This window comes from Methylobacterium sp. WL119 (genome assembly GCF_008039875.1).
Taxonomy (GTDB): domain Bacteria; phylum Pseudomonadota; class Alphaproteobacteria; order Rhizobiales; family Beijerinckiaceae; genus Methylobacterium.
Window position 1 is genome coordinate 1 of sequence record NZ_VRUU01000170.1, and the last position, 5482, is coordinate 5482.

A 5482-nucleotide genomic window follows, 5' to 3' on the forward strand; every position below is an offset into this window, starting at 1 on the left:
CCTGGCCGAGTTCCTCCGCCTCCTCCTCCAGCATCTCCGAATAGCCGATCACCGCGGATAGCGGCGTGCGCAACTCGTGGCTCATGTTGGCTAGGAACCGGCTCTTGGCCCGGCTGTGCTCCTCGGCAGCCTCTTTCGCCGCCTCGGCCCGAGCATTAGTAGCGGTCAATTCCGATTGGTTGCTAACAAGGGTGCGGTTCGCACCGTCAAGGCGCTCCAGCGTCGCCTCGTTCTGCACAACGGACCGACGCAGCGAGTCGCAGATCCAGATCATGACGGCACCAATCAACACGTACTGACACAGGAGCGAGACATCGACACCGTCGAGGCTCCCGTCGCGCGTGTAGAACCAAGTGGCGATCAACGTGGAGAGCGTGAGGACCAACGTTCCGGCCCCCCGGCCGAAGGCGAGGCTTCCCGCCAACAGAACGGGGATGTAGAGGAGGAAGGGAGCGATATAGGCCGGCGCCAGGAAGCGCACGAACGTCATGAACGTGACGAGCAGCAACGGTACGCCGTAGCGAATGCCCGGCGATGGGCGGTGTCGGGCGATGGTTCCGATCAGTCTATGCAAGCTGCTCATCGGGGAGGAGTGTCACGACACGTCCGTATCGCAAAGCCATTGCATCGACGGCACGAAAATCGAGTGGGTTCATGTGGACCGCCATGCGATGGTCCTATTCTATCTCATTAGGTCTAAACGCTGTTGGACCAAACCCATCCGCATCGTTGAGCGCCAAAGCCAGGAGCCGGAGCGCGGCGGCTATCGCGCGGTGCAAGGCGGATCAGGTTCGTGGCAGACCACATGAAGCTTGTGGATTGGCGCTTCAGCTCGCTATGGCCCGCATCTCAGGCACACCCTCACGCAGCACGTAGCCGCGGCCCCAGATGGTCTCGATGTAGGTCTTGCCCTGGCTAGCGTTGGCGAGCTTCTTGCGCAACTTACAGATGAACACGTCGATGATCTTCAACTCGGGTTCGTCCATGCCGCCGTAGAGTTGGTTAAGGAACATCTCCTTGGTGATCGCCGTGCCCTTCCGCAGAGCAAGGAGTTCCAGCATCTGGTACTCCTTGGTCGTGAGGTTGATCGAGGTTCCAGCGACCTTGACGAACTTTTTGTCAATGTTGATCGTGAGATCATCGACCGTGACCACGGCTTCGGCATGCCCCTGTGAGCGCCGAACAATCGCCTGGATGCGGGCCACGAGCTCGTCCTTGTGGAACGGCTTGGTAAGGTAGTCGTCGGCGCCAAAGCCAAGGCCCTTCACCTTGTCCTCGATGCTGGCCATGCCCGACAGGATCAGGATCGGGGTCTTGACCTTGGCGAGGCGAAGGCTGCGAAGCACCTCATATCCCGACATGTCAGGCAGGTTCAGGTCGAGCAGGATGATGTCGTAATCGTAGAGCTTGCCGAGATCGATCCCCTCCTCACCGAGATCGGTGACGAAGGGATTGAACCCGGCCGTCTTGAGCATCAGCTCGATGCTCTGCGCTACCGACGCATCGTCCTCGATCAGCAGAACCCGCATCGCCCAATTCCCACAAACATTAAAAACTCCTAACCTACTATCCTTAACAAAATGCTGCTCTGCAGATGTTGGCTTATGTCGATGATCCGAGCACTCCATCTTGGCTTGTTGTCCGATCACATTCCGATTAAGCTTCGTTAAAGCGGTCTACGGAAGCAGGATAATTCATGTCGGATGAAGTGGCAGCAGCTGTAGAGTTCAGCTTTACGGCAATGACCGCGGACATCGTCTCGGCTTATATCACGAATAACCACGTTCAAGTTGGCGAGCTGCCGAACTTGATCGTCAGCGTTCATGCTTCTCTCACCGGCCTCGGCAATCAGGTGCCAACTGTATCGCCCGAAGTTGAGAAGCCGACGCCGGCACAGGTCCGCAAGTCGGTCACGCCGGATGCGCTGATCAGCTTCGAGGACGGCAAATCCTACAAGACGCTGCGCCGTCACCTGACGCTGCGGGGCCTGACCCCCGAAGCCTACCGCGCAAAATGGGGTCTGCCAGCCGATTATCCGATGACGACGGCCAACTACTCGGCGCAGCGCTCGGCCCTGGCGCATTCGCTTGGCCTCGGCCAGAAGCGCACGAAGGCGACTTCCGAGGTCTCAGAAGCGCCTGAGGCAGCTTCTAAGACCCGCGGGCGGAAGAAGGCTGCCGAGACAGCCTGAGGACCTTCAGCGCTCCTGGTTCCTTCCAGATAGAGTCCGCCGGCACCTCCGCGCGGGTTTTTCACGCCTCTCGAACGAATGTGGAACTGATCGCATCATCCCCCGATCGCCTCGCTGGCTGAGGCAGCGCTCAGCCATTTCGCAAAGACGGGTGGGTCTGGTGCTCATATGCAGATCTGGCGAGAGATGCCTGTCTCGTTGCCATCGCCTTGTCGGCGGCATCCTGCATCTCTCGCATCTGTCGGCGCATCGCTACGGACTCGGCGATGAGCCTCTTCGATCGCTCGATCAGATCGGTATCGCCATTGAGGGGGCGGTCATTGCTCATGACACGCTGTAGGCTGACCTCGCAGCGAGATCCCCATCAAAGGTTGGTACCTCGTGCGATCGTAGGCGGTGAACTCGCCGATTGCCGGAACGAACAGCCGGCCTAGTCCTCGTCGTCTTCCTCGGGAACGATGTCGCTGAAGGGCACCGTCATGACGTGCCGGGCCTTCTCGTCCTCGACCTCGAACGAGCAGACGAACCAATCGCGCACGGCAAACGAGCGTGTTCCAGCAACCAGGTCGCGCGCAGCCTGCAACGCAAGCTGGCGTGCCGCCTCGTCATCGGCGAGTTCATCCCCTTCCGGGTCCACCGCGAGCTTGTCGAGCCCCTGACCGTAGCGAAGGTGGAGGAAGTAACGGGGCACCTCAGGCCCCCTCGATCAGGCGGGCATACTCGGCCTCCGGTGTGCCGTAGCCGCCATCCGCCATCTCCTCCAGGAGCTTGCGGTTCAGCACGGTGATGCGACTGCGCCTGGCCCGGATGCAGCCGGTGCCTTCGAGTTGCTGCATGGCCAGACTCACACCGGCCCGTCGCACACCCAGCATCATCGACAGGAACTCGTGCTTTAGCAGAAGCTCGTCACCCTCCACGCGGTCGTGGCACATCAGCAGCCAGCGGGCGAGGCGCGCCTCGATCTCCTGGCTCGCGTTGACGAAGGCTGTCTGCCGCGTCTGGATCATCTCTGTGAGGATGTAGCGCAGCATCAGTTTGCGCAGGGCCGGGCTCTCATCCACCGCCGTGCTCACGACCGCGGCGTCGATGCGCAGGCCGGCACCCGGCACCTGGATGAAGTGGTCATATGGGGCCCGGTCCGAGCCGAGGAGAACGGGGGTTGCGCCCACCAGGCCCTCCCGGCCGATGATCCCAACCTCCACCCGGCCATTCGCACCCTCAGCTGTGATCGAGGCGACGCCCGTCTCCATGAAGTGGAAGTGCTCGGTTCGGGCGTTGGGCTTGGTCAGGGTCTGCCCGGCCTGCAAATCGACAGGCTTCAAATGTGGCTGGAGCCGGGTGAAGTCCTCGACGGTCATGGCCTTCAGCAAGCGATTGTGCACGGCAGATTGTTGGACGTGAACCATGGGCTCTTGCCTCCATGTCGGAGCAAGAGCGCACCGTCTCCCAGCCGTCTGCGCTCGGATCCTCGTGCAGGCGATGGTCAGATCATGGTGTAGGAACTTGGTATTTACAATGACGCCGGCTGGTATTTCATCATTTGAAGTTATGCGCGGTACCGTACATTCGCAATGAACGATAGCGTACCGAGCGGTTTTGATCGTTTACCTGCGACCCGCTTTATGTTTCTAACTCAGGCGTCAAGCTTGCGCCCTACGGGCGACAGGTGGTTTTTCCTCCTGGAGCAGACGTGAACCTCACAGATCAACAGCCCCTCGTACTCATTGCCGAGGCCGATGCCATGATCGGCGCGGACATGAGCGATGCTCTGGAACAGGCGGGCTACCGCGTCCTGGGGCCGTTCGGAACAACCCCAGAGGCTCTCGCTGGCCTGGAGCAGGAGCGCCCTACGCTCGCGGTTGTGGACGTCAAGCTCAGGGACGGCTTCTGTACCGCCCTGGGTGACGCGCTGCGCCAACGGGGCATTCCGGTCGTGGTCCACTCCGGCTTCCAGTCCGATGAGTCCCGCGCGGTGGGCTTCCACGGTGTGCCTTGGCTCACCAAGCCGGCGTTGCCGGAGGATGTGGTGGCGCTGCTGGATGAGCTGTCCCCCTCCCGTACTGCCCCCGTCAGCATCGAAGCACTCCCATCGTTACAGTCAGCCCAGGCTGCGGAAAGCCGGGGCAACCCGCTGGTGCGCAAGCTGGAGGGCTTCGTGTCCCTGTCGGAGGCCGACAGGGCGCTATTGGAGCGGATCAGCGCCTCATCGCGGGTCGTGCCATCGCAGACCAATCTCGTTCGCGAGGGTGAGGCGCCCAAGGGCGTATTCCTGATCCTGGAAGGCATGGCCTGCCGTCACAAGGTGCGAGCGAACGGGACCCGCCAGATCATGGCCTACCTGGTCCCGGGCGACCTCTGCGACCTCGATGTGGCGTTGCTGGACACGATGGACCACTCGATCACCGCGCTGTCGACCAGCAAGGTGGTCTGCATCCCGCCGAAGGTGATCGCCAAGGTGATGGAGAACCATCGCCAGCTCGCCCGTGCGCTTCGGATGAGCACGCTCGTGGACGAGGCGACGCTGCGCGAGTGGCTAGTGAACGTCGGCTGCCGCTCGGCCCGGGAACGGGTCGCACACCTGTTCTGCGAGCTTCAGGTCCGGATGCGGGCGGTGAGCCTCGCCGACGGGGACAGCTACGACATGCCGGTCACACAGGCGGCCCTTGCCGACACCACCGGCATGTCGGTCGTGCACCTCAACCGCACGCTGCAAGAACTTCGCCGTGAGGGACTGATTGAACTTCAGCAGCGTCGAATGACGATCCTCGACCTTCCACGCCTCAGGGCGTTGGCCGAGTTCAAGCCGAACTACTTGCATCTGGGGGAGCGTGCTGCGGCATGAATTTCCGTCTTCAACCGGTGCAAGTCGCCACAGGGAGCGCCGACCAGGAGAGCCAACTCGTCTTCGTCGATGGGTTCCTGGCTGCGGTGCTCGTACAGTTGTCCGAGCAGCACGGCGAGAACTGGGGCAAGTGGTTCCTAGAAGCAGGCTTTGGCCGCGTCGATGATCATCGACCGCCGATCTTCGCCGATCTTGAAGAGGCACAGGCCTGGATCGAGGCACGCCTCACTGGCACCGGATAAGGCACCTCATAGCGGTCACCTAACTAGGGCCTATCGTCGTCTGAACGGATTGGCTTGGCTAGCGTTTTCGTTTCTCTGATGCAGGAGGGACGATGCTGAGCGACGCCCAGTGGTCTGAACTGGAGCCTTTGGTCGAGGCCTGCCGGCCCAAGGCCAAGACGCCCCCACAGGATCTCAGACGCACACTCTCAGCCATCCTCTGGCGGC

7 protein-coding genes and 1 pseudogene are annotated in these 5482 nt (G+C 61.6%); 4 read left to right on the plus strand and 4 right to left on the minus strand.

Going from position 1 to position 5482, the window contains the following annotated elements; translation table 11 throughout:
• A partial coding sequence (locus tag FV227_RS30420) for a histidine kinase dimerization/phospho-acceptor domain-containing protein (protein WP_281407542.1) occupies positions 1-583 on the minus strand: 583 nt, incomplete at its 3' end.
• A gap of 244 nt (positions 584-827) precedes the next feature.
• Entirely contained in the window at positions 828-1529 is a 702-nt protein-coding gene (locus FV227_RS27545) for a response regulator transcription factor CtrA (protein ID WP_147860364.1), read from the minus strand.
• Positions 1530-1696: 167 nt separating this feature from the next.
• On the opposite strand from FV227_RS27545, the gene FV227_RS27550 reads away from it, so the two are divergent.
• Complete coding sequence (locus FV227_RS27550) at positions 1697-2191, plus strand: MucR family transcriptional regulator (protein WP_147860365.1); 495 nt, start codon at positions 1697-1699, stop codon at positions 2189-2191.
• Positions 2192-2621: 430 nt separating this feature from the next.
• On the opposite strand, the gene FV227_RS27555 is transcribed toward FV227_RS27550, so the two are convergent.
• The gene (locus FV227_RS27555) at positions 2622-2882 is read right to left on the minus strand and encodes a hypothetical protein (RefSeq protein ID WP_147860366.1); all 261 of its coding nucleotides are present in this window, start codon (positions 2880-2882) and stop codon (positions 2622-2624) included.
• A gap of 1 nt (position 2883) precedes the next feature.
• Positions 2884-3597: a Crp/Fnr family transcriptional regulator gene (locus FV227_RS27560; protein ID WP_147860367.1), complete on the minus strand. Its 714-nt coding sequence runs from the start codon at positions 3595-3597 to the stop codon at positions 2884-2886.
• A gap of 284 nt (positions 3598-3881) precedes the next feature.
• On the opposite strand from FV227_RS27560, the gene FV227_RS27565 reads away from it, so the two are divergent.
• The 3 genes and pseudogenes from FV227_RS27565 to FV227_RS27575 all read left to right on the plus strand — a co-directional run.
• Positions 3882-5033, plus strand: coding sequence for a helix-turn-helix domain-containing protein (locus tag FV227_RS27565; RefSeq protein WP_147860368.1), 1152 nt, complete (start codon positions 3882-3884; stop codon positions 5031-5033).
• Positions 5030-5275 carry a hypothetical protein gene (locus FV227_RS27570; RefSeq protein WP_147860369.1) on the plus strand — a complete coding sequence of 82 codons (246 nt, stop codon included), beginning with the start codon at positions 5030-5032 and terminating at the stop codon, positions 5273-5275. Before FV227_RS27565 ends, FV227_RS27570 begins: the two co-directional genes overlap by 4 nt.
• Before the next feature lie 92 nt (positions 5276-5367).
• Positions 5368-5482, plus strand: a pseudogene (locus FV227_RS27575) (IS5/IS1182 family transposase); the annotation flags it as partial.

What these genes read in the sequence shown, in the direction of transcription:
- FV227_RS27545 (WP_147860364.1), bottom strand. Translation starts at nt 1,529, where the DNA reads ATGCGGGTTCTGCTGATCGAGGACGATGCGTCGGTAGCGCAGAGCATC.
- FV227_RS27550 (WP_147860365.1), top strand. Translation starts at nt 1,697, where the DNA reads ATGTCGGATGAAGTGGCAGCAGCTGTAGAGTTCAGCTTTACGGCAATG.
- FV227_RS27560 (WP_147860367.1), bottom strand. Translation starts at nt 3,597, where the DNA reads ATGGTTCACGTCCAACAATCTGCCGTGCACAATCGCTTGCTGAAGGCC.
- FV227_RS27570 (WP_147860369.1), top strand. Translation starts at nt 5,030, where the DNA reads ATGAATTTCCGTCTTCAACCGGTGCAAGTCGCCACAGGGAGCGCCGAC.